Source organism: Streptomyces sp. NPDC058198, from assembly GCF_042882605.1.
Classification (GTDB): domain Bacteria; phylum Actinomycetota; class Actinomycetes; order Streptomycetales; family Streptomycetaceae; genus Streptomyces.
In genome coordinates, this window is record NZ_JBHVVP010000001.1 from 1,407,750 (window position 1) to 1,430,237 (window position 22,488).

At 71.4% G+C, this 22,488-nt stretch carries 20 protein-coding genes; 7 read left to right on the forward strand and 13 right to left on the reverse strand.

All coding sequences use genetic code 11. The features are described 5' to 3' along the window. Positions 1-229 precede the first annotated feature (229 nt). From ACFVWW_RS06245 to ACFVWW_RS06265, 5 genes are all read right to left on the reverse strand, one after another. Positions 230-1,045, reverse strand: coding sequence for an ATP-binding cassette domain-containing protein (locus ACFVWW_RS06245; RefSeq protein WP_386876224.1), 816 nt, complete (start codon positions 1,043-1,045; stop codon positions 230-232). Continuing rightward, positions 1,042-2,109 carry an ABC transporter permease gene (locus ACFVWW_RS06250; protein ID WP_384190990.1) on the reverse strand — a complete coding sequence of 356 codons (1,068 nt, stop codon included), beginning with the start codon at positions 2,107-2,109 and terminating at the stop codon, positions 1,042-1,044. Before ACFVWW_RS06250 ends, ACFVWW_RS06245 begins: the two co-directional genes overlap by 4 nt. Then, entirely contained in the window at positions 2,106-3,092 is a 987-nt protein-coding gene (locus ACFVWW_RS06255; protein ID WP_384191024.1) for a sugar ABC transporter substrate-binding protein, read from the reverse strand. Before ACFVWW_RS06255 ends, ACFVWW_RS06250 begins: the two co-directional genes overlap by 4 nt. 176 nt (positions 3,093-3,268) lie before the next feature. Continuing rightward, on the reverse strand, positions 3,269-4,267 hold the full coding sequence (locus ACFVWW_RS06260) for a substrate-binding domain-containing protein (protein ID WP_384337431.1): 999 nt from the start codon (positions 4,265-4,267) through the stop codon (positions 3,269-3,271). 113 nt (positions 4,268-4,380) lie between these two features. Beyond that, positions 4,381-5,118, reverse strand: coding sequence for a GntR family transcriptional regulator (locus ACFVWW_RS06265; RefSeq protein ID WP_384191027.1), 738 nt, complete (start codon positions 5,116-5,118; stop codon positions 4,381-4,383). Positions 5,119-5,288: 170 nt separating this feature from the next. Here ACFVWW_RS06265 and ACFVWW_RS06270 point away from each other — a divergent pair, with 170 nt between their 5' ends. Further along, positions 5,289-6,293: a Gfo/Idh/MocA family oxidoreductase gene (locus ACFVWW_RS06270; protein WP_384190995.1), complete on the forward strand. Its 1,005-nt coding sequence runs from the start codon at positions 5,289-5,291 to the stop codon at positions 6,291-6,293. An 85-nt stretch (positions 6,294-6,378) separates the two neighbouring features. On the opposite strand, the gene ACFVWW_RS06275 is transcribed toward ACFVWW_RS06270, so the two are convergent. The 5 genes from ACFVWW_RS06275 to allB form a co-directional block, all read right to left on the reverse strand. Then, positions 6,379-7,572: a cytochrome P450 gene (locus tag ACFVWW_RS06275; RefSeq protein ID WP_384337433.1), complete on the reverse strand. Its 1,194-nt coding sequence runs from the start codon at positions 7,570-7,572 to the stop codon at positions 6,379-6,381. Between the two features lie 4 nt (positions 7,573-7,576). Beyond that, a complete protein-coding gene (locus ACFVWW_RS06280) occupies positions 7,577-8,266 on the reverse strand; it encodes a response regulator (RefSeq protein WP_386876226.1) in 690 nt (229 codons plus the stop codon). After that, positions 8,263-9,486, reverse strand: a complete 1,224-nt coding sequence (locus ACFVWW_RS06285) for a sensor histidine kinase (protein WP_384191004.1) — start codon at positions 9,484-9,486, stop codon at positions 8,263-8,265. The genes ACFVWW_RS06280 and ACFVWW_RS06285 overlap by 4 nt, the downstream gene beginning before the upstream one ends. Before the next feature lie 180 nt (positions 9,487-9,666). Continuing rightward, on the reverse strand, positions 9,667-10,794 hold the full coding sequence (alc, locus tag ACFVWW_RS06290; protein WP_386876228.1) for an allantoicase: 1,128 nt from the start codon (positions 10,792-10,794) through the stop codon (positions 9,667-9,669). Positions 10,795-10,796: 2 nt separating this feature from the next. Beyond that, complete coding sequence (allB, locus tag ACFVWW_RS06295) at positions 10,797-12,134, reverse strand: allantoinase AllB (protein WP_386876230.1); 1,338 nt, start codon at positions 12,132-12,134, stop codon at positions 10,797-10,799. A gap of 390 nt (positions 12,135-12,524) precedes the next feature. On the opposite strand from allB, the gene ACFVWW_RS06300 reads away from it, so the two are divergent. Next, the gene (locus tag ACFVWW_RS06300) at positions 12,525-13,328 is read left to right on the forward strand and encodes an IclR family transcriptional regulator (RefSeq protein WP_384191012.1); all 804 of its coding nucleotides are present in this window, start codon (positions 12,525-12,527) and stop codon (positions 13,326-13,328) included. A gap of 34 nt (positions 13,329-13,362) precedes the next feature. Here ACFVWW_RS06300 and ACFVWW_RS06305 read toward each other — a convergent pair whose 3' ends face one another. After that, on the reverse strand, positions 13,363-13,683 hold the full coding sequence (locus ACFVWW_RS06305) for a DUF5955 family protein (protein WP_384191015.1): 321 nt from the start codon (positions 13,681-13,683) through the stop codon (positions 13,363-13,365). A 249-nt stretch (positions 13,684-13,932) separates the two neighbouring features. Between ACFVWW_RS06305 and ACFVWW_RS06310 the strand changes: the two genes are divergently transcribed. The 3 genes from ACFVWW_RS06310 (at position 13,933) to ACFVWW_RS06320 (ending at position 17,142) form a co-directional block, all read left to right on the forward strand. After that, on the forward strand, positions 13,933-14,544 hold the full coding sequence (locus ACFVWW_RS06310) for an NTP transferase domain-containing protein (RefSeq protein WP_384337441.1): 612 nt from the start codon (positions 13,933-13,935) through the stop codon (positions 14,542-14,544). 232 nt (positions 14,545-14,776) lie between these two features. Next, positions 14,777-16,408 carry a malate synthase A gene (gene aceB / locus ACFVWW_RS06315; RefSeq protein ID WP_386876232.1) on the forward strand — a complete coding sequence of 544 codons (1,632 nt, stop codon included), beginning with the start codon at positions 14,777-14,779 and terminating at the stop codon, positions 16,406-16,408. A gap of 119 nt (positions 16,409-16,527) precedes the next feature. Continuing rightward, positions 16,528-17,142, forward strand: a complete 615-nt coding sequence (locus tag ACFVWW_RS06320; RefSeq protein WP_386876234.1) for a TIGR03086 family metal-binding protein — start codon at positions 16,528-16,530, stop codon at positions 17,140-17,142. 121 nt (positions 17,143-17,263) lie between these two features. On the opposite strand, the gene ACFVWW_RS06325 is transcribed toward ACFVWW_RS06320, so the two are convergent. Together ACFVWW_RS06325 and ACFVWW_RS06330 are read right to left on the reverse strand one after the other, a co-directional pair. Beyond that, positions 17,264-19,414, reverse strand: coding sequence for a hypothetical protein (locus tag ACFVWW_RS06325; RefSeq protein WP_384192123.1), 2,151 nt, complete (start codon positions 19,412-19,414; stop codon positions 17,264-17,266). A gap of 53 nt (positions 19,415-19,467) precedes the next feature. Further along, positions 19,468-19,869, reverse strand: coding sequence for a winged helix-turn-helix transcriptional regulator (locus ACFVWW_RS06330; protein ID WP_384192120.1), 402 nt, complete (start codon positions 19,867-19,869; stop codon positions 19,468-19,470). Positions 19,870-20,022: 153 nt separating this feature from the next. On the opposite strand from ACFVWW_RS06330, the gene ACFVWW_RS06335 reads away from it, so the two are divergent. Both ACFVWW_RS06335 and ACFVWW_RS06340 read left to right on the forward strand, forming a co-directional pair. Then, positions 20,023-21,465, forward strand: coding sequence for an MFS transporter (locus tag ACFVWW_RS06335; RefSeq protein ID WP_386876777.1), 1,443 nt, complete (start codon positions 20,023-20,025; stop codon positions 21,463-21,465). 81 nt (positions 21,466-21,546) lie between these two features. Then, positions 21,547-22,455, forward strand: a complete 909-nt coding sequence (locus tag ACFVWW_RS06340; protein WP_386876236.1) for a chitosanase — start codon at positions 21,547-21,549, stop codon at positions 22,453-22,455. The last annotated feature ends 33 nt before the right edge of the window (positions 22,456-22,488 follow it).

Consider the following 22,488-nt stretch of genomic DNA (forward strand, 5'->3'; position numbering starts at 1 on the left):
CGGCGCCGTCCCCTCGCGCGCATCGGCTCAGGGCTGCCGTGCCGAGTGAGTCGGCAACTGGGTACTCGCACGAGTCGTGTCGTCCCTGCGGGGTCGGGGCCGGCCGGCCCGGTCGGGCAGCCGCGGCGGACGGCGTCCGCTGTGGCCGATTCTGCCATCCGGGACGGCGGGGGCGCTGTGCGGGCGGTCAGGGGCGCCGAGCGCCCCTGACCGCTCGGTCCGGCCCGGATCAGGCCTCGTCCACCGGAGGTCCGCCGAGGTGGGTGGGGACGGGGGCGCGCTCCAGTTCGTGGCTCAGCTCCTCCAGCTCGGAACCGCCCGCCATCTGACGGGTCAGCTCGTCCAGAGTGATCGAGTCCTTCGTGTGGGCGGCCGACATGACTCCGCGCTTGAGCAGCACGAAACGGTCGCCGACCAGGAAGGCGTGGTGCGGGTTGTGGGTGATGAGCACCACGCCGAGTCCGGCGTCACGTGCGGCGGCTATGTACTTGAGCACCACGCCGGACTGCTTCACCCCGAGAGCCGCGGTCGGCTCGTCCAGGACGAGGACCTTGGCGCCGAAGTGGACGGCGCGGGCGATGGCCACACACTGGCGCTCGCCGCCGGAGAGGGTGCCGATGGGCTGGTCGACATCGCGCAGGTCGATGCCCATCCGCAGCAGCTCCGCCCGGGTGGTCCTGCGCATCAGCTCCACGTCGAGCCGTTTGAAGGGCCCGCTGCCCCGGGTCGGCTCGGAGCCGAGGAAGAAGTTCCGCCAGACCGGCATCAGCGGTACGACGGCGAGGTCCTGGTAGACCGTGGCGATGCCCAGGTCCAGGGCTTCGCGGGGCGAGGACAGGGCGGTCTTCTCGCCCTCGATCAGGAAGTCGCCCGCGTCATGCCGGTGCAGCCCTGCGATGATCTTGATCAGGGTGGACTTCCCGGCTCCGTTGTCGCCGAGCACACAGCTGATCTCGCCGGCGTGGACCTCCAGCGAGACGCCCTCCAGGGCGCGGACATTGCCGTAGTACTTACTGACGTTGTCGAGTGCGACCAGTGCCGTCATCGGGAAGCCTCCGCGCGCTTGCGCACCCATGCGTTGAGCAGAGTGGCCAGAAGGAGCATCGCTCCGAGGAAGAACTTGAACCAGTCCGGGTTCCACTCCGCGTACACGATGCCCTTGCTGGTCATGCCGAAGATGAACGCGCCGACCGCGGAGCCGATCGCGGAGCCGTAGCCGCCGGTGATCAGGCAGCCGCCGATCACGGCCGCGATGATGTAGATCAGCTCGTTGCCGACGCCCTCGCCGGACTGGACGACATCGAACGAGAAGAGCAGATGCTGTCCGGAGACCCAGGCGCAGAAGGCCACGCCCATGTACAGCCCGATCTTGGTCTTGCGTACCGGGACGCCGACCGCGCGGGCGGCCTCGGCGTTGCCGCCGGCCGCGAAGATCCAGTTGCCGAAGCGGGTCCGCAGCAGGATCCAGGTGGCCAGCGCGACCAGCGCGGCCCACCACAGGATGGTGACCTTCAGATCGACGTCACCGATGGTCAGCTGCGAGGCGAAGAGCTTCCTGGCGGAGGAGAAGCCCTCCATGTCGCCGATGCTCTTGGTCGAGACCGTGCCGCTGATCAGCTTCGTGAGGCCGAGATTGAGGCCGGTGAGCATCAGGAAGGTGCCGAGCGTGATGATGAAGCTCGGCAGTTTCGTACGGGTCAGCAGGACGCCGTTGAAGGCTCCGAAGGCCAGCGTGACCAGCAGCGACACCAGGACGCCGACCCAGACGTTCGCCGTCATCTGGTAGCTGATCATCGAGGAGATCAGCGCGGAGCTGGTCACCATCACCCCGGCGGAGAGGTCGAACTCGCCGCCGATCATCAGCAGCGCCACCGGGACCGCCATGATCCCGATCGTCGAGGCCGCGTACAGGACGGTGCCGAAGCTGGCGGCCCGCAGGAACGAGTCCGCCACGACCGCGAAGAAGAGGAACACCGCCACGGCGCCGACGACCGAGCCCAGCTCGGGCCGGCCGAGCAGCGCGCGCAGCGGCGAGGCGCGGAGCAGCCGCTCGTCGTCGCCCGCCGGCTTGTCCGGCCTGTCGTCCACCGGTGGTGCGGTCGCGGTCATCGGGTACCCCGCTTCGTGTAGTCGGCCAGCGCCCCGGCGTCCTCGCGCGTGATGATCTGCGGTCCGGTGAGGACGGGGCGGCCGCCGCCGAGCACATCGGCGTTGTACCGGTAGAGCCAGAGCAGGTCCACGGCCTCGTACCCCTGGAGGTAGGGCTGCTGGTCGACGGCGAAGCCGAGGGTGCCCGCGCTGAGCGAGGCGGCGACCTTGGCGTTGAGGTCGAAGGTGTCGATCTCGGCCTCGCTGTCCGCGGACTCCTTCGCCTTGACGGCGGCGTCCGCGAAGGGGGCGCCCAGGGTGACGACGGCGTCGATGCTCCGGTCGGTCTGGAGCTTCGCCTCGATGGACGCCTGGACGTCCGGCATGTTCGTTCCGTCGACGTAGAGGTTCTGCAGGGAGCCGTCGAAGGTCTTCTTCGCTCCGGCGCAGCGCTGCTCGTGGCCGACGTTGCCCTGCTCATGAATGACGCAGAGGGCCTTCTTCCTGCCCCGCTCGGCCAGCTCCTCGCCGACGGCCTCACCGGCTATGGACTCGTCCTGGCCGATATGGCTGAGCGCGCCGAACTGCTTGGACTGCTCGGTGCCGGAGTTCACGGTGATCACCGGGATGCCGGCCTTGACGGCCTTGGCGACGACGGCCTTCATGGCGTCGGGCTTGGCGAGCGTGACGATCAGTCCGTCGACCTTCTTGTCGATGTAGGACTGGACGAGCTGGGCCTGCTGCTGGCCCTCGTCGCTGTTCGCGTACAGGAACTTGATGTTGTCCTTGACGGCCGCCTGCTCGGCGCCGCTCTGGACGATGTCCCAGAAGGTGTCACCGTCGCCCGAGTGGGTGACCATGGCCACGGTCCATTCGGGCGTGTTCACCGCGGCCCGTCCCTGGGCCTCGGCCTGCCTGGCCCGCTCCTCGGCGCGCTTGCCGCCCGTGCTGCTGCATCCCGCGAGGGCCGAAGCCCCGAGTACTGCCGCGAGCACGGCGCCCATCGCGCGTACCCCTGTCCGAACCGTTGCCACGACGCCGTGCCCTTCTTGCTGTACTCCTCGGTGCGGCCGGGGCCCGTTCAGGCCCGGCCCGGCCGCCCAAGTATCGGTCATGGCCGTTCGGCGGACGGTCATCGGGTGGGCGTCCGGATGTTTCATCGGATATATCACCGGATGCTTCACCGGGTGCCGCGGCTGGTGAACTTCTCCAGCGCCGGCACGTCCTTCTCGGTGACCAGTGCCGGTCCGGTGAGCACCGGCTTGCCGCCGCCGATGACATTGCCGTTGTCCTTGTTGAGCCACAGCTCGTCGATGGCGAGATAGCCCTGGAGATAGGGCTGCTGGTCCACCGCGAAGCCGATCTCCTTGGACTTGAGCTGCTTGACCACTTCGGCGTTGAGGTCGAAGGTGTCGATCTCGGCCGTGGATCCGGCGCCCTGCTTGGCCTGGACGGAGGCGGCCGCGAAGGGGGCGCCCAGGGTGACGACGGCGTCGATGTCCTTGCCACTCTGCAGCTTCGCCTCGATGGAGGAGGTGGAGGCGGGCATGTTCGTACCCTCGATGTTGAGGTTCTCGACGGTCCCGTCGAAGGTCTTCTTGACCCCCGCGCAGCGCGCCTCCAGCGAGACATTGCCCTGCTCGTGAATAACGCAGAGGGCCTTCTTCTTGCCGCGCTTGTTCAGCTCCTCGCCGACGGCCTCACCGGCTATGGCCTCGTCCTGGCCGATATGGCTGAGCGCGCCGATCTCCTCGGAGAACTCGGCGCCGGAGTTGATCGTGACCACGGGGATACCGGCGGCGACGGCCTTCGCGACGACGGCCTTGACCGCTTCCGGCTTGGCGAGGGTGACCACGAGCCCGTCGACCTTCTGGTCGATGTAGGTCTGGACGAGCTGGGCCTGCTCCTTGCCCTCCTTGTTGGCCGCGTAGAGGAACTCGACGTTGTCCTTGGCCGCCGCGACCTTGGCGCCGCTCTGGACGATGTCCCAGAACGTGTCGCCCTCGCCCGAGTGGGTGACCATCGCGATCTTCATCCGGGCGGTGGTGACGGTCTTGCCGCCGCCCCCGCTCCCGTCGGCCTTGTCCTCGGAGCCCTTGCCGCCGGAACCGCTGCATCCGGCGACAACGGCCAGTGCGCATACGGCGAGCAGGGCCGTGGCCGTGCGAGTGGTTCGCATGATGGTTCCGCCTTCTCTCCCGGCCGCCCCGTTGCGGCTGGGGGGAGTTCTAGCGGCCCTCACGCGGCCCCGTCAATAACTTTGTCAGTACATTCTTACGAGGAGTGGCGGGGCTACGGCCGGACGAGCAGCTGGAATTCGAAGGCGTACCGCGAGGCGCGGTAGATGTGCGAGCCGAACTCGACGGCCCGGCCGGTGTCGTCGAAAGTGATCCGCTCCATCGTGAGCAGCGGAGCCCCGGCCGGCTCCGTCAGCCGCTCGGCCTCCTCGGCGGTGGCGGCCCGCGCCCCGACCGTCTGCCGGGCGCTGTGCAGGGTGATCCCGGCGGACCGCATCATCCGGTACAGACCGGTGGCCTCGAGATGGCCGGTGTCGCAGTCGAACAGCCCGGTCGGCAGATGGTTGCGCAGATACGCCATGGGCTCGTCGTGCGCGTACCGCAGCCGCTCGATGAGCCGTACCTCCGCGCCCTCCGCCATGCCGAGCGCGGCCGCGACCTCGGCGGTGGCGGGCTCGACCGTGTTGCGCAGGACGCGGGTGGCCGGGCGCTGGCCGGCCGCCTCCAGATCGTCGTAGAGACTGCTCAGCTCCAGCGGGCGCTTGACCTGGCTGTGCACCACCTGGGTGCCGACACCCCGGCGGCGCACCAGCAGTCCCTTGTCGACCAGGGACTGGATGGCCTGCCGGACGGTGGGCCGGGACAGTCCGAGCCGGCCGGCCAGCTCGATCTCGTTGCCGAGAAGGCTGCCCGGTGCCAGCCGGCCCCGTTCGATGGCCGCCTCCAGCTGCTGCGACAGCTGGAAGTAGAGCGGGACCGGGCTGGTGCGGTCCACGCTGAGCTGGAGCGGCAGGGCGTGCTCCTTCTCCTGTCCGGGCTGCTTCTCCTGTCCGGGCTGCGCTGATCTCGGCTGATTGGGCACGGGTCGAGCGTAGTCGCATGGAATGTTGACGGGAAGTCGTGAAGTTCGATTGTCAGGACAAATGCTTGACATGGCATGGGGCGTATGGCCACCTTGGGGCCATGCGCATCGGACTCATCGGCACGGGCCGTATCGGTACTTTCCACGCGGGCGTGCTCAGCCGCCATCGCGAGGTCGGCTCCCTGGTTGTCGCGGACACCGACTCGGCACGGGCGGCGTGGGTCGCCGACCGGACGGGATCGACCGCCGCCCCCTCCGTCGACGAGGTCTTCACCTGGGGCGTGGACGCCGTGGTGATCGCCTCCGCCACCTCGGCCCACGCCGATCTGATCAGCCGGGCCGCGCGGGCCGGCCTGCCGGCGTTCTGCGAGAAGCCGATCGCCCTGGACCTGCCGGGCACGCTGGGCGCGCTGAGCGAGGTCGAGTCGGCGGGCACGGTGCTGCAGCTGGGCTTCATGCGCCGCTTCGACGCGGGGTACGGCGCGGCGCGCGAGCTCGTACGGTCGGGCCGGCTCGGCCGGCTGCACACCGTACGGGCGATCACCTCGGACCCGGCGCCGCCGCCCGCGGCGTATCTGCCGCTGTCCGGCGGCCTGTACCGCGACTGTCTGGTCCATGACTTCGACATCATGCGCTGGGTCACCGGCCGCGAGGTCGTGGAGGTGTACGCGACGGGCTCGGACGCCGGGCCCGGGATGTTCCGCGACGCCGGGGACGTCGACACCGCGGCCGTGGTGCTCACCCTCGATGACGGGACGCTCGCCACCGCCACCGCCACCCGCTGCAACGGCGCGGGCTATGACGTACGGATGGAACTGGCGGGCGAACTGGACCAGTTCGCGGTCGGTCTCGACGACCGTACGCCGATCACCTCGACCGAGCCGAAGGGCCCGCCGCCCTGCGACAACCCGTGGCCGGGCTTCCTGGAGCGGTTCGCCCCGGCGTACGAGGCCGAGCTGGACGCCTTCCTCAGGGTCGTCACCGGCGAGCTGGACAATCCGTGCGACGGGCGGGAGGCGCTGCACGCGCTGCGGATCGCGGAGGCGTGCGAGCTGTCCCGGCGCGAGCGGCGCCCGGTGCCGCTGGCGGAGATCCCCGGCGGCTGAGCTCGGCCGACGCCGAGATCCCCGGCGCACGAGGTCCGGACGCGGTGTCCCCGCTCGGCCGAGCGGGGACACCGTGCCGTTGTTCCTACCAGCGCACCGGCAGCCGGCGTACGCCGCGGATCAGCAGGCCGGGCAGCCAGTCGTACGGGCCCGCCGCCGGGTCGAGCGCCAGCTCGGGGCAGCGTTCCAGCAGCGTACGGAGCGCGATGCGGCCCTCCAGCCGGGCCAGCGGGGCGCCGATGCAGAAGTGGATGCCGTGGCCGAAGGCGAGATGGCCGTGGCCCCGGCCCTCCGTCGTGGAGCGCCGGATGTCGAAGGTGTCCGGGTCGGGGAAGCGGGCCGGGTCGCGGTCCGCCGAGGCCAGCCCGATCAGGACCGTCTCGCGGGCCGGAATCACCGTGTCGCCGTACGGGACCGGCTCCTTGGTGAACCGTACGGTGCTGGTCTCCACCGGCCCCTCGTACCGCAGCGTCTCCTCGATCGCACCGTCGAGCAGCGAGAAGTCGGCCCGCAGCGCGGCCAGTTGGGCGGGGTGGGAGAGCAGGGAACGGACCGCGTTGGAGATCAGGTTGACGGTCGTCTCATGTCCGGCGATCAGCAGCACATAGGCCCACGCGCGCAGTTCGGCCGCGGACAGCCGGTCGCCGTCCTCCGCCCGGGTGCGCAGCAGGGTGGAGAGCAGATCGTCGGCGGGCCGGGAGGCGCGCTTGTCCTCGATGAGGGAGTCGAGATAGGCGCACAGCTCGATGGTGCAGTCCCGGGGACCGGTCGGAGTGGTGGGTGCGACGATCTCGTTGGTCCAGGCGCGGAAGGTGTCACGGTCCGCGTGCGGCACGCCGAGCAGTTCGCTGATGACGGTGATGGGCAGCGGAAAGGCCAGCGCGTCGACCAGATCGCCGTGTCCCGCCGGGACCATGGCGTCCAGCAGGTCATCGGTGATCCGCTGGATGCGCGGGCGCAGATGCTCCACGCGGCGCGCCGTGAACTCGGGGGCGACCAGCTTCCGCAGCCGGGTGTGGTCGGGCGGATCGAGGGTCAGCACATGCGGGCCCATGATCGCCTCGTCGGCCGACTCGTAGCCCACGGCGGCGAGTGACTTGATCAGCCGTGGGTCGGCCAGCGCGGCCCGCCCCTCCTCGTATCCGACGACCAGCCAGAAGCGGTTGCCGTCCGCCGCCCTCACCTGATGGACGGGGCCCGCCTCGCGCAGCTTGGCATAGTACGGATAGGGGTCGGTGTTGAAGTCCGGCCCGTATTCTTCCAGTTCGATGACCGACATCGGGTCAGCGTACGTCGCCGGTCCGTCCACCGCCGTCACCCGTGGCCGGATCCGCGTCATGCACCAACAGGGCGATCTGGACCCGGTTGTTGAGCCCGAGCTTGGCCAGGATGCGCGAGACATGGGCCTTGACGGTGGGGACGCTCAGATAGAGACCGGCGGCGATCTCCGCGTTGGACCGGCCGCGGCCGACAGCGAGCGCCACCTCCCGCTCCCGCTCGGCGAGGGAGGCGAGCCGGTCCGCCGCGGAGTCCCGGCGGGTGCCCGTCGCCGCCCCCGCCACATGGGTCATCAGCTGGCGGGTAACCGCCGGTGAGAGCACCGGATCACCGGCCGCCACCCGCCGTACGGCGGTGACGATCTCGGCGGGCGCGGTGTCCTTGAGGACAAAGCCGGCTGCTCCGGCGCGCAACGCCCTGAGCACCTGTTCATCGGCGTGGAAGGTGGTCAGGACGAGGACTTCGGGGGCGTCCGGGCGGCGGCGCAGCGTCTCCGTGGCGGTGAGCCCGTCCATGACCGGCATCCGGATGTCCATCAGCACCACATCGGGCGCGCTCCGTTCGACGAGGGCCGCGACCTCGCTGCCGTCGGCAGCCTCCCCCACGATCTCGATGTCGTCGGCGCCGCCGAGCATGAAGGTCAGCCCCGCGCGGACGAGCGGGTCGTCGTCGACGATGATCAGCCGGATGGTCATGAGGTCCACGGTAGCCACGCCCGGACGGCGAAACCGCCCTCACCCGTCGGTCCGTGCTCGAAGCGGCCGCCGGCCAGCGTGGCGCGTTCGGTCAGTCCGATCAGTCCCTGGCCGGAGCCCGGGACCTCGGGGACCTCGCCCACCGGGGCGTCGTTGCGCACGGCCACGGTGAGCCCGTCCCCCGGTCCGCCGCTCACCTCGACGGTGGTCTCGGTGCCCGGCGCGTGCTTCCGCGCGTTGGTCAGGCCTTCCTGGGCGATGCGGTAGGCGGTGCGGCCGGTGGCCGCGGAGACGGCTGACGGGTCGTCGATCCTGCTGTCGAGGGTGACGTTCATACCGGCCTGACGGGACTCGGCGACCAGGGCGTCGAGGGTGACGAGGGTGGGCTGCGGGCGGTCGCCCTCGTCACCGGGCGTGCGCAGGACGCCGATGATCGCGCGCAGGTCCTGGAGGGCTTCGTGCGCGCTGTCCCGGATCACCCCGGCGGCTCTGGCGACCTCGGGCGGCGGCGCGTCGGGCCGGAATTCGAGGGCGCCCGCGTGGACGCTGAGCAGGGTCAGCCGGTGGGCGAGCACGTCGTGCATCTCCCGGGCGATGGCCTCGCGGGCCAGCCGCTGCGCCTGCTCGGCGCGGAGTCCGGCCTCGGTCTCCGCGCGCACCGCGCGCTCGCGCAGCGCGGCGACCAGCTGGCGCCTGGCCCGTACGAGCATGCCCCAGCCGATGACCAGCAGGACCAGGAGCACGGTGGCGATGATCCCGGCCGGCACCGAGGTGTCCGGATCGGGGCGGACGACGGCCAGGACGGCCCCGGCCACCATGGACAGTCCTCCGACGATCGCGACGGGCCTGAAAGGACGGTGCACGGCCACGCTGAACAGGCCCACCAGCGCCGCCCCGCCGGAGACCGGCGCCACCGAACTGAGCACGGCCAGCGCGACGGCGAGCCCCACCGGCCGGCGCCGCCGCGCCCAGACGGCGCAGCAGGCCACCACGCCCACCATCAGATCGGCGAAGACGACGGGATCCGGGTTGCCCGCCCGCTCGGCGGCGTCGAGGGCGACCAGGCCGATGGTGGCGGCGCTGAGGAACATCAGGGTGTCCACGACCCAGTCGCGCACGGTACGGCGCGGCCGGGCCCCGCCCCGGTCGCCGGGCAGCGCGGGGCCCCTCGGACCGACCATCTCCGAGGGGAGCAGCCAGGGGTACTCCGTGCGCGTCATAGCCATGAATTTACGCAGGCGGAGGCCGGTGCGGACCCCGGTGGCGGAGGAGAGATACCAAAGTCGCGCAGGCACCGACTTCGGCCACCCCGACGGGTACGGGCGGCCGGGGTCAGTCCACCCCCATGGGTACGGGCGGCCACCGACTTCGGCCGCCCCCACGCGTACGGGCGGCCGGGGTCAGCCGCCCAGCTCCTGGTGGCGGGCGGACAGCCGGGCCGCGCCCTGCTCGGTGAGGGAGCCGAAGAGCCGCAGCCGCGAGATCCCGCCGTCGGGGAAGATGTCGATCCGTACGTCGGTGGCGACCACGCCCGCCGGCAGCACGAACCGGTGGTTCGTATCGGGCTGGAGCCGGGTCCTGGGCAGGATCCCGGTCCAGTCGCCCGTCCCACCGTCCCGGCCGGACAGCGCCGCCCAGCCGGCCGCGTTGCCCTTCAGATACGCCGTGTCGATCTCGACGGCGCGGATCTCGGCCTGCTCCACCAGCTGGTAGCGGATCCAGTCGTTGCCCCGGTCGCGGCGCCTCCTGGTCTCCCAGCCGTCGTCCATCTTGCGGGAGCGGCCCGGCTGGATGGTGTTGGTGGCGGGCGAGTAGAAGCGGTCGGAGGCGTCCTCGACCCGGCCGCCGTTCTCCAGCGCGACGAGGTCGAACGTACCGAGGACGCCGAGCCATGCCGGGTCGGGCGCGACCTCGCCGTACACCCGCAGCCGGGCGATCCCGCCGTCGGGATGCTGATTGACCCGCAGATGGGTGAAGCGCTGTTCGGCGTCGACCGTGAAGCCGTTGGCAGCGTGGCCGCCAACATCCGTGCGGGGTACGAGCGTGGTCCACTTCACCTGGTCGCCGAGCAGGTCCTCGGGGGACGGGGAGCCGGGCAGCGAGACGCCCTCGACGGAGACCGCCCGCGGGTAGTTGCCGCGGAAGTGGGCGGTGTCCACGACGATCCCGCGGATCACTCCGGGTGCGCCGAGCCTGACCAGCGCCCAGTCGTGGTCCTCGTCGGTGGGGTGCGGCCGCTCCGCGCCGGCGCCGCGCCTGCGCCGCGTCTCCCAGCCGTCCATGATCTTGCCCTTGTGGCCGAAACGCTCCGGGTCGAACTCCGCCGCCCCGGGCTTCAGCAGGTTCTCGCGCTCGGCGAAGAACTCGTCGTTGGCGGCGATGACCCCGGCCCCGAGCCGCCGGTCGGCGAGGTCGGCGAGGTGCGTGAAGGGGAAGTCGGCGGTGCGGTAGTCGGCGTACGGGTCGCCGCCGCCGTACGGGGCCGCGTCACCGGTGAAGGAGGGTGCGGACAACGGGGCTTCGGACACGGTCAGTTGTTCCTTTCCAGCAGTCGTCCTGTGGGTTCGGTGGGGGCGCCGTCGCGGGCGACGGGGACGCCGCGCAGCCAGGTCGACCTGACGACTCCTTGAAGGGTCTTGCCCGCGTACGCCGTCACCTGATTGCGGTGGTGCAGCTCGGCCGGGTCCACGGTGAAGGTCTCGTCGGGCGCGAGGACCGCGAAGTCGGCGTCCCGGCCGGCCTCGATGGCGCCCTTGCCGGCCAGTCCGGCCAGGGCGGCGGGGGCCGCCGACATCCAGCGGACGACGTCCTCCAGGGAGTGGCCGCGCCTGCGCGCCTCGGTCCAGATCGCCGGAAGGCCCAGCTGGAGCGAGGAGATACCGCCCCAGGCGGAGGCGAAGTCAGGGGTCTTGAGGTCGGTGGTGCAGGGCGAGTGGTCGGAGACGACGCAGTCGATCGTGCCGTCGGCCAGTCCCTGCCAGAGCGCGTCCTGGTTCGCGGTCTCGCGGATGGGCGGGCAGCACTTGAACTCCGTTGCCCCGTCGGGGACTTCCTCGGCGGTGAGGGTCAGGAAGTGCGGACAGGACTCGACGGTGATCCGCACCCCCTCCCGCTTGGCCTCGGCGATCAGCGGCAGCGCGTCCGACGAGGACAGGTGCAGCACATGCACCCGGGCGCCGAGCCGCTTCGCCTGGGCGATGAGGCCCCGGATCGCCGCGTTCTCGGCGTCGCGCGGCCGGGACGCCAGGAAGTCGGCGTAGGCAGGACCTCCGCGCTGCGGCGCGGAGGCCAGCTCGCCCGGGTCCTCGGCGTGCACGATCAGCAGTCCGCCGAAGCCGGTGATCTCGGCGAGCGAGCGGCCGAGCTGCTCCTGGTCCAGCTCGGGGAACTCCTCCACGCCGGAGGGCGACAGGAAGCATTTGAAGCCGAATACCCCGGCGTCGTACAGCGGCCGGAGATCCTTGACATTGTCCGGGACGGCGCCGCCCCAGAAGCCGACGTCGACATGGGCCTTCGTACGGGCCACCTCCCGCTTGGTGCGCAGATGGGCGGCCGTCGTGGTGGGCGGCAGGGAGTTGAGCGGCATGTCGAGCAGCGTGGTGATCCCACCGGCCGCGGCAGCGCGGGTGGCGGTCCAGAAACCTTCCCACTCGGTGCGGCCGGGGTCGTTCACATGGACATGGGTGTCGACAAGACCGGGGAGCACGGCATCGTCCCCGGCGTCCTCCAGCCGGGCGCCGGGCGGCACCGCGCAGTCGTACGGCAGGACGGCCGTGATCTTTCCGTCGGCGACGGCGATCGAGGCGGCCCGTGTCCCCTCGGGGGTGATGACGCGCGTCGAACGCAGTACCAGGCTCACTTCGGACACCCGTGACCTCACTTCCCGTGCGCTTCCCGTGCGCTCACTCCCACGGCGCTTTCGCGGAGCTTCGCGTGAGCTCCCACCGAGCGAAATTCAACGAACTGTTGAAGGAGTCTTCACTCCGGGCCCCGGCCCGTCAAGACCACACTTCCCGCACCGCTCCCGCCATGGACACCGGCGCGCTAGACTTGCTTATTTCCACAGAGCGGAACCAATATTTCAGCGAGCAGAATGTATCTTTGCCCCTCTCCAGCATAAAAAGATCACCACGGGTGACCACGGACATCGGACAAACACGCCCTGACCGGCAGAGACGCCGCACCGGCGGCCCTGTGCCCCGGCGCATGGCCCGGTACGCTGCTTTCTGGCCCCGCCCGCCCCGAAAGGACCGTTGCCGTGCCGTCGTCCAGCGCCAGCACCACCGACGCCACCAAATCCGCCTCCGCCAGCGGCGGCGTCCAGTCCCTCGAGCGCGCCTTCGATCTGCTGGAACGGATGGCGGACGCGGGCGGCGAGGTCGGGCTGAGCGAGCTCTCCGCCAGCAGCGGTCTGCCGCTGCCGACCATCCACCGGCTGATGCGCACGCTGGTCGCCTGCGGCTATGTGCGCCAGCAGTCCAACCGGCGGTACGCGCTCGGGCCGCGCCTGATCCGCCTCGGCGAATCGGCGTCCCGGCTGCTCGGCACCTGGGCCAGGCCGTATCTGGCCCGGCTGGTCGAGGAGACCGGCGAGACCGCGAACATGGCGCTGCTCGACGGCGACGAGATCGTGTACGTCGCGCAGGTCCCGTCCAAGCACTCGATGCGGATGTTCACCGAGGTGGGCCGCCGGGTCCTCCCCCACTCCACGGGCGTGGGCAAGGCGCTGCTCGCGCACACCCCGCCGGAGGAGGTCCGCGCCCTGCTCGCCCGTACGGGCATGCCGGCCGCCACGGAAAAGACGATCACCACGCCGGACGGCTTCCTGGAGGCCCTGGAACAGGTGCGCACGGCCGGGTTCGCGATCGACGACAACGAGCAGGAGATCGGGGTCCGCTGCCTGGCGGTTCCGGTGCCCAACTCCCCCACGGCCGCGGCGATTTCCATCTCCGGTCCGGCGGGCCGGGTGACGGAGGAGGCCATGGAGAGGATCGTCCCGGTACTCCAGGAGGTCGCGCGGGATCTCTCCGAGGCGCTCGCGAACACGACGACGCAGGGCTGAGGGACTGTCCTGGGTCCTGCCCGGCGGATCGGACCTAGCGGAACCGGCTGGAGAGGCCACCGAAGAGGTCGACGGCGTTCCGTACGCCCATCAGCGCGGGCGCGAGCGCGCTCACCGAACCGATCGAGCCCACGATCAGCAGCAGCGAGCGGCGCATACGGGAAACCTCGGGATCGCCGCCCGCCACCATCGCGGCAAGCGCGCCCAGCTCGTCCTCGGCGATGGCCCGGTCCCTGAACTCGGCCGGGTGTCCGGCCAGTTCGCGCCGGAGCCGGAAGACGGCAGCACGTAGCTCCGTCACCCTCGGATCCTCGCGCTTCTCTGTCACCGGCGTCTGTCCCACGCTCCGCAACAAAGCTCTCCCCCTCGCCCCTCGCCCCGCGCACGTCCTTGTGCCGGGCATGCCTCTGCGCCTGTACGTCTCCCCGGACGGTGGTCAAGCGCCTAGGTTCGTGGGCAAGTTAACGCCATTCCGTGCGGTACGCGCCACTCCGCGGGCCGAATGCGACGGGAATGAGAACGGAACTCTCGGTAGCCCCCGTACCGGCAGCCGCCGTACACCGGGCATCCGACGCACCGCCCCCGGATGAGGTAAGCAGGCCCCATGGCAGGCACACGCAACGAGACGAACCCGCCCGTCGCCGGGCTGCTGCTCGCCGCGGGCGGCGGGCGCAGGCTGGGCGGACGCCCGAAGGCGCTGCTGCCGCACCGCGGCCGGCCGCTGGTCGAGCACGCCGCGCGCACACTGCGCGAGGGGGGCTGCGGCCCGGTGCATGTGGTGCTGGGCGCGGCCGCCGAGGAGGTACGGAACCGGGCCGAGCTGCCGGGGTGCGTCCTGGTCGACAACCCCCGGTGGGCGGACGGCATGGGGTCCTCCCTGCGCGCGGGTCTCGCCTCACTGGCCGGTACGGACGCACGGGCGGCCCTGGTCCTCCTGGTGGACCAACCGGGGATCGGCGCGGCGGCGGTGGCCAGGGTGGTGGCCGCGTACCGCACCCCGGACTCGCTCGCGTCGGCCTCGTACGAGGGGAGGCGCGGCCATCCGGTGCTGTTCGGCGCCCGCCGCTGGGCGGACATCGCGGCGGATGCGCGGGGCGATCAGGGGGCACGCGATTATCTGAGGGTCCAGGAGAGCGACATCGTTCTCGTCGAGTGCGGGGATGTCGCGCAGGCGTACGACATCGACACGGAGGAAGATCTGTCCCACCTCGAATAGGGCCGCACCCCGCGCGCGGGGCCGTGGCACCGCGCGTCGTGATCTGTCGACCCGGAGAGTCTCGACATCAACAAACCATTGAACTTCCACCATGAGGAAACTAGCATCCACTGGTCAGAAGCGCCCGACACCTCGGACGGTGCCCGCGACCGCTTCCCCACGCCACGGCACCCCGTGCCGTCCGAGGCGACCCGGCGGCCGTCAGGTGCCGCCCGCGAAGGAGTGACAGCTCATGTCCGCACCAGCGCCCTCCCCGCTGGCCGTCGTCGATGCCGAGCCCCTGCCCCGGCAGGACGAGGTCCTCACCGATGCGGCCCTCACGTTCGTGGCCGAGCTGCACCGGCGGTTCACCCCCCGTCGTGACGAGCTGCTGGCCCTCCGCGCCGAGCGCCGCGCCTCGATCGCCCGCACCTCCAGCCTGGACTTCCTGCCGGAGACCGCGTCCATCCGCGAGGACGAGAGCTGGCGGGTCGCCCCGGCGCCGGCCGCGCTGAACGACCGCCGGGTGGAGATCACCGGTCCGACCGACCGCAAGATGACCATCAACGCCCTCAACTCGGGCGCGAAGATCTGGCTCGCCGACTTCGAGGACGCCTCCGCTCCCACCTGGGAGAACGTGATCGTCGGTCAGCTCAATCTGATGGACGCCTATGAGCGCCGTATCGACTTCACCGACCCGCGCTCCGGCAAGTCGTACGCCCTCAAGGCCGAAAACCAGCTCGCGACCGTCGTGACGCGCCCGCGCGGCTGGCATCTGGCGGAGCGTCACCTCCAGCTGGACGGCGTGCCGGTGCCCGGCGCGCTGGTGGACTTCGGGCTGTACTTCTTCCACAACGCCAAGCGCCTCATCGAGCTGGGCAAGGGCCCGTACTTCTATCTCCCGAAGACGGAATCGCACCTGGAGGCCCGCCTCTGGAACGACATCTTCGTCTTCGCCCAGGACTACACCGGCATTCCGCAGGGCACCGTCCGCGCGACCGTGCTGATCGAGACGATCACCGCGGCGTACGAGATGGAGGAGATCCTCTACGAGCTGCGCGACCACGCCTCCGGGCTCAACGCGGGCCGCTGGGACTATCTCTTCTCGATCATCAAGAACTTCCGTGACGGCGGCGCCAAGTTCGTGCTGCCGGACCGCAACGCCATCACGATGACAGCGCCGTTCATGCGCGCCTACACCGAACTGCTCGTCCGCACCTGCCACAAGCGCGGCGCGCACGCCATCGGCGGTATGGCAGCCTTCATCCCGTCCCGGCGCGACGCCGAGGTAAACAAGGTCGCCTTCGAGAAGGTCAAGGCCGACAAGGACCGTGAGGCGGGCGACGGCTTCGACGGCTCCTGGGTCGCCCACCCGGACCTGGTGCCGATCGCCATGGCCTCCTTCGACGCGGTCCTCGGCGACCGGCCCCATCAGAAGGACCGCCTCCGCGAGGACGTGTCCGTGGCCGCTGGCGATCTGATCGCCGTCGACTCCCTCGACGCCAGGCCCACGTACGAGGGCCTGCGCAACGCCGTCCAGGTGGGGATCCGCTACATCGAGGCCTGGCTGCGGGGCCTCGGCGCCGTCGCCATCTTCAACCTGATGGAGGACGCGGCCACCGCGGAGATCTCCCGCTCGCAGATCTGGCAGTGGATCAACGCGGGCGTCGAGTTCGAGCACGACGGCCGGACCCTGCGGGCCACGCCGGAACTGGCCCGCCAGGTCGCCGCCGAGGAACTCGCCGCGATCCGGGCGGAGGTGGGCGAGGAGGCCTTCGCGTCCGGCGCGTGGCAGCGGGCCCACGACCTGCTGCTGACGGTCGCGCTGGACGAGAACTACACGGACTTCCTCACGCTGCCGGCGTACGAACAGCTCCGCGGCTGACCCCGGACCCCGCCTGCTCCCGTCGCACAGATCTCCGCCCCCGGCCCCGCACGGCGCCGGGGGCGGAGATCTGTGCGGCGGGAGCGATGAGTTTCACCGACCGGGCCGGTCCACCCCTCATGGACACAGAAACGAAAGCGGAGATGCTCGACCTCGGGCCCGTGTGCCGCGAGGTGGCCGGGCTGCTGGACGGCGTCACCGATGAGCACCTCACGGGCCCGACGCCCTGTCCCGGCTACGCGGTACGGGACGTGCTGGCGCATCTCGTCGGGCTGACCACGGCGTTTCGCGACGCGGCGAAAAAGGAACTGGGCCCGACGACGGATTCCTCGCCGGACGGGGGGCTGCCCGTGCTGCCCGCCGACTGGCGTGAGGCGCTGCCGCGGCAGCTCGACGAGATGGCCGCCGCCTGGCGCTCACCCGATGCCTGGCAGGGCCACACCCGCGTCGGCGGGGTCGATCTGCCGGGCTCCGTGACGGGCCTCGTGGGTCTCAATGAGGTCCAGATCCACGGCTGGGACCTGGCGCGCAGCACCGACCAGCCGTACGCCCCCGACGAGGCGAGCCTCCAGGCGTCGTACGCGCTGCTCGCCCCGCCGCCCGAACCCGCGGACGCCGATTCGGCCTCGTCGAACCTCTTCGGCCCGCCGGTCGAGGTCCCCGAGGACGCCCCGCTGCTGGACCGGGTGATCGGCCGCAGCGGCCGCCGCCCGGCCTGGAAGCCCGGGGAGTGAACCGGGCTGCCCAACCGGAGGCCGGGGGGCCTTACGGCTGGGCAGCTCACCGCTGACGCCCCGGTCGCCGGCCGGCCGGGGCAGGAGTGTCGGCCGGTGGCAGGGGTGTCAGTCCTTCGCGTCAGTCCTTCGCGGCCTCGCGGGTCGTACGCAGGAGCGCTCGGGCCGCTTCCTGGAAGCGGGCGTCCGCCCTGGTCAGCTCCGGTTCGATGCCCGTGATCCATACGCGGCGGTCCCGTTCCGCCAGGGCGGTCAGGCGGTGGAGGTGGGCCTCCGACAGCTGCTCGGGGCCCAGCGCCGCGAGCGCCTCCACGGCGCCCATCGGGTCCGCGTCGTCCTCGGCCGAGGTCAGGACCAGGTCCGCCAGGCGGGTCCGGTTCTGGGTGGCGGGCACTGTCGCGAGCAGGGCCAGGGCCATGGACGGCGTCTGGTCCGGTTGCTCCAGACCGCGCTCCAGAGCGGGGCGCAACGCGGCGGCGGCCGGGCCGAGGAGGGCGGCGGCCCGCGCCGCGCGTACAGCGGTCCACCGCATCCAGTCGGCGGCCGTCGCCGCCAGGACGCCGGCGATCACCGGCAGCGCGTCGTCGGGATCGCCCGTCAGCCGCCACAGGGCGAGCGCGATCTCCAGATCGGCGTCCATCCGCGGGGTCGTACGGCGCTCGTCGTCCTTGCCGAGGGCCGCCCGGAGATGCGGAAGCAGTACGGCGGCGGCCTCGCCCAGCTCGGCCGTGGCACCGGCGGCGTCCCGTATCCGGTAGGTGTCCTCCGCCGCCAGTTCGGCGGTGAGGACGGTCAGCAGCGGCTCGGGGTCGCCGGTCAGGCCGTGCAGCGCACGCGCCGCGGCGAACCGGCCTTCTTCCGGCCCCGAGACGGCGGCCTCGCCCAGTGGCCCGACGGCCCGCGCGGGGCAGACGGCCGCCATCGCGCGGGGCACGAAGACGGGGAACTTCCCGAGGAGTGCGGCCACTTCGGGGAAGGCCGACGCGGCCCGCTCGCCCCAGCAGCTGAGCAACCGCGTGAGGTGGATCGGCTCGTTCCCGTCGAGATCCGGGGCGGTCAGCCGGGCGCGTACCGCCGCCAGCAGCTCCGGGTGGTACGGGAACGACACAGGGGACCGGCCGCCCGGGAAGCCGACCGCCGCACCGAGGGCCCGGGGGCGCTCGGGCAGGTCACGGGCGAGCAGCGGGGCGGCCCCCTCGGGATCCACCCCGACCAGGGCCTGGAGCGCGTGGTCCGCGAGGCCGTCGGCCCCGGAGGCGAGCGCGGTCAGAGCCGGGGCGGCGGGAGCCGCGTGAGCGCCGAGCTTGGTGAGGACGCCGATGGCGGACAGCGCCGAGGCCGGCTCGTCCAGCAGGGCGGTCACCGGGGCCGCGAGCCTGGCCGGCGCGCTGCGCGAGAACACGCACGCCTGCTCGGCCGCCCACAGGGCTTCCGCGCCGACTGCGGCGTCTCCCGACCGGAGTGCGGCGTCGAGCAGCGCGAACGCCGCCTCGCGGTCCGCGGACGTCTCGCGGTGCAGCAGGGCGTCGACGACCCACTGCAGGGGCTCCATGCGCTCCAGGTCGAAGCGGCCGGTGACCAGTTCATCGGCGGGAAGGAGCGACAGCATCGCCTCATGGTGCGTGCCGGTCCAGGGCAGCTCCAGGTCCAGACAGCCGAGAACCGCCGCGATCCGCAGCTCCGCGGGCTCGGCCGCGTCGAGCGCCGCCGTCGCGAGTGCCGCCGCGCCGGACGTGCCCGGCGTGACCGCGCCGTCCAGCCGTACGATCCCGGCCAGCAGTTCGGCCCGTACGACAGGATCCTGCTCCTGCTCCCAGCGCCGCAGCAGCACGGGAAGGACCGGCCGCGCGGCTCCGGCACAGGCCGCCGCCCAGACCGCCGCCTGCCGCACCCCGGAGTCGTCGGCGTCGATCAGCGGCAGGATCAGGGGCAGTTGGGCGACGACAGCGGCCTGGCAGTCGCCGGGCGGGGTGCCGTCGTACACACCCTCGCTCTCGGCCACCCCGCCGAGGAAGACCAGCAGCTCGTCGGCGAGAACCCCGGCGGCGGCCAGTCCGGCGAGATAGGGCACGGCCGCCGCGGAGGCTTCGTACACCGAGCCCTGGTGCAGGATGCTGCCGTACAGCTCGCTCAGAGCCGCTGCCGCCTCCTCCTCGTCCTCACTCGCCAGCGCCCGCAGCGCGTCGGGCACATCGGCGGCGCTGCCGTAGGCATGCTCAAGGGCCGCCCACGGCCGTGTGTCCAGATCGGCGAATACCTGTACGAGATCCATGGCCGGAATGCTGCCACGGGGGTCTGACAACGCCCGGCGACCGGGGAACCGCCTCAGACCGCGTTGAGCCCGCGTCCGCGCGCCTCGTCGTACGCCGCCCGCGACTCGGCGATGGTCACGCGATGACGCTCGGCCCAGTCCGTGAGCCCGAGCAGCGACGCGTGCAACTCGCGTGCGACCTCCGTGAGTTCGTACTCGACCTTGGGCGGGACGGTCGCGTGCACCGTACGGATCAGCAGCCCGTCGCGCTCCAGATTGCGCAGCGTCAGCGTGAGCATCCGGCGGCTGATGCCCTCGATGGAGCGCTCCAACTCCGTGAAGCGGATGGGTCCATGGGCGGCGGCGATGATGATCAGGACGCTCCATTTGCCGGCGACCCTGTCAAGAACTTCGCGGACCGGGCACGCCTGCGCGTGCACGACCTGCGGGGTTACCCGCGTGTTCCCCTGGGACATCGAGGTGCCTCCTTACAGCGGACTCCATGGTCACCCACGATTGCCTCTGTTACAAGTCGTGCACCTTTGGAGGTCCGGACCGTGGACAGGATCGTCACACCCTCTCATCATTCGCGCTGGACGGCCCTGATCGTGCTGTGCGCGGGGACGCTGATGACCGTTCTCGACGGCAGCATCGTGACCGTGGCCATGCCCGCGATCCAGTCCGATCTCGGCTTCTCGCCGGCCGGGCTCGCCTGGGTCGTCAACGCGTATCTCATCGCGTTCGGCGGGCTGCTGCTGCTCGCCGGGCGGCTCGGCGATCTCATCGGCCGGCGGCGGATGTTCGTCGCCGGGCTCGCCGTCTTCACCACTGCCTCGCTGCTGTGCGGGGTCTCCACCGGCTCCGGCGCGCTGATCGCCGCGCGCTTCCTGCAAGGCATCGGCGGCGCGATGACCTCCGCGGTCGTGCTGGGCATGCTGGTGGCGCTCTTTCCCGAGGGCCGTGACCGGGCCAGGGCCATCGCGGTGTTCAGCGCGGTCGCGGCCGCGGGCGGCGCGCTCGGCACCTTTCTCGGCGGGGCCCTCACCTCGACTCTCGGCTGGCACTCGATCTTCCTGATCAATCTGCCGATCGGGGTGGCCGCCCTGATCGCCGCCCGGCGCGTGCTGGTGGCCGACGCCGGGCTGGGCCTCGGCAGGGGCGCCGACTACGTGGGCGCGGTGCTGGTCACCGCGGCGCTGATGCTCGGCGTCTACACCATCGTCAAGGCCGCCGACCACGGCTGGTCCTCGGCCCACACCCTCGGCTTCGGCGCGCTCTCCGTACTGCTGCTGGCGGCCTTCGCCGTACGGCAGTCGTACGCCGCCGATCCCCTGCTGCGACTGGGGCTGCTGCGCTCCCGGACCCTGTCCGGCGCGAATCTCGTACAGATGCTGATGGTCGCGGGGATGTTCACCTTCCAGTATCTCGGCGCGCTCTACCTTCAGCGGGTGCTGGGCCTCGACGAGTTGCTGACCGGGATCGCGTTCCTGCCCGCTCCCGTCGTCATCGGCATCATGATGCTGGGCTTCTCCGCGCGGCTGAGCACCCGCTTCGGACAGCGCCCCGTGCTGCTCGCCGGGCTCGCACTGATCGTCGTCGGGCTCGGACTGTTCGGACGGGCGCCCGCGGAGGGGACGTACGCCGTCGACGTCCTGCCGGTCATGGTGCTGCTCGGGGTCGGCTTCGGGCTTGCCATGCCGGCGCTGACAGGTCTGGCGATGGCGGGTGTACGCCAGGAGGACGCCGGTGTGGCCTCGGGCCTCTTCAACACGACCCAGGTGGTGGGCGGCGCGCTCGGCCTGGCGGTGCACTCGACCCTCGCCTCGGGACGTACGCGCGAGGTGCTCGCCGCGGGCGACGGCGCGGTCCAGGCGCTCAGCGACGGCTACCGGCTCGCGTTCCGTACGGCGGCCGTGGTGGTGGCGGTGGCGCTGGTCGTGGCGGCGACTCTGCCGCGTACGAAGAAGGCGAAGAAGAAGGGGAGCCCGCCGGAGCCGGGCACCACTCCTGCCCCCGGAGCCCCAGCCGCGACCGGCACGGTTCACACACCGTCCACCACCCATACGGGATGATCCGGGAGAACTCACGTAATCTCGGGAGCCGGCCGGCCCGTACCGCGAGGACCGGCGCATCTCGCGGGAAAGGGCCGATTCGTGATCCACGCGCTCCGCCGACTACCGCTCGTTCCGCTGCTGTTGGCGCTCATCGCCTGCGCCGCGTGCACCTCCGCCTCGGGCGCGTCCGCGGGGCTGGACGAGCCGGCGAAGAAGGAGATCGCGATGCGCCTGGTCTCCAGCGCGGAGAACTCCTCGCTGGACTGGAAGGCGCAGTACGGCTACATCGAGGACATCGGCGACGGCCGCGGCTACACCGCCGGCATCGTCGGATTCTGCACCGGCTGCGGCGATCTCCTCCAGGTCGTCCAGCGGTACACGGACGCGCGGCCGGACAATCCGCTGGCGGCCTTCCTCCCCGCGCTGCGCGCGGTCAGGGGCGGCGACTCCCACCAGGGGCTGGGCCGCGCGTTCACCGACGCGTGGAAGACGGCGGCCGGGGATCCCGCCATGCGCAAGGCCCAGGACGCGGAGCGCGACCGGCTGTACTTCGACCCCGCCGTCAGCCGGGCGAAGACCGACGGGCTGGGCACACTGGGGCAGTTCATCTACTACGACGCCTATGTGATGCACGGCTACGGGGACTCCCGGGGCTCGGTCGGTTTCCGCACGATCCGCGAACAGGCCCTGCGCACGGCCGAATCCCCCGGCCGCGGGGGCGACGAGACCCGCTATCTCCACGCGTTCCTGGACGCACGGGCCGCCGCGATCCGCCGCGAGCCGTCGCACTCCGACACCAGCCGTATCGACACGGCCCAGCGGGTCTTCCTCGACCGGGGCAATCTGACCCTCGACCCGCCGCTCGACTGGAAAGTCTACGGCGACAGCTATCACCTAGGCCCTGTCCGACGAGTAGCGGGGAAACGGGACAACTGTCCGGCCCTCACCCCTTCTTCACCTCCGTATGGCTGTACGCCACCCTCCTCCTTTGGTAGGAAAGCTTCCTAACAGATAAGCGCAGCCACACGCTCTCCCTTGGAG